2 rRNA genes are annotated in these 812 nt (G+C 56.0%); both read left to right on the plus strand.

Annotated features, from left to right (window positions below):
* Positions 1-490: ribosomal RNA gene (locus tag AUV08_RS09325) — 23S ribosomal RNA — on the plus strand; the annotation flags it as partial.
* A 192-nt stretch (positions 491-682) separates the two neighbouring features.
* A 5S ribosomal RNA gene (gene rrf / locus AUV08_RS09330) occupies positions 683-799 on the plus strand.
* Positions 800-812 lie beyond the last annotated feature (13 nt).

The following is an 812-nucleotide window of genomic DNA, read 5'->3' on the forward strand; positions in this document are numbered from 1 at the left end:
GTCGCTCAACGGATAAAAGGTACCTCGGGGATAACAGGCTGATCTTGCCCAAGAGTCCATATCGACGGCATGGTTTGGCACCTCGATGTCGGCTCGTCGCATCCTGGGGCTGGAGTAGGTCCCAAGGGTTGGGCTGTTCGCCCATTAAAGCGGTACGCGAGCTGGGTTCAGAACGTCGTGAGACAGTTCGGTCCCTATCCTCTGCGCGCGTTGGAAATTTGAGAAGGTCTGTCCTTAGTACGAGAGGACCGGGACGGACGAACCTCTGGTATGTCAGTTGTACCGCCAGGTGCATGGCTGATTAGCTACGTTCGGGATGGATAACCGCTGAAAGCATCTAAGCGGGAAGCCGGCTTCGAGATGAGATTTCCTTGCCCCTTTGAGGGTGTGAGGCCCCCAGCTAGAACACTGGGTTGATAGGCTGGATGTGGAAGCGAGGACTGAAGACTCGTGAAGCTGACCAGTACTAATAGGCCGATGACTTACACACACTCTTATCCCATTGCTTGCTTCAAGGTGATGGGTTGGTGTTCGCGTCCACTGTGCGGTTGTCTGATTGCAACCGGCTGTCTGCTTGTTGGTGGGTGGTTGAGGTGTTTTCAGTTGAATAGTGTCACTGTTGTGTGACCCGTAGGTTTCCCTGCTGTTGCCCGTGTTGAGGGTGGTGGTGTGGGGTTAGGGTTACGGCGGTCATAGCGTGGGGGAAACGCCCGGTTCCATTCCGAACCCGGAAGCTAAGGCCCACAGCGCCGATGGTACTGCAGCCGGGAGGTTGTGGGAGAGTAGGTCGCCGCCGGACATTCTTTGAGGGA

It is taken from the genome of Micrococcus sp. CH7 (genome assembly GCF_001595485.1).
Lineage (GTDB): Bacteria > Actinomycetota > Actinomycetes > Actinomycetales > Micrococcaceae > Micrococcus > Micrococcus luteus.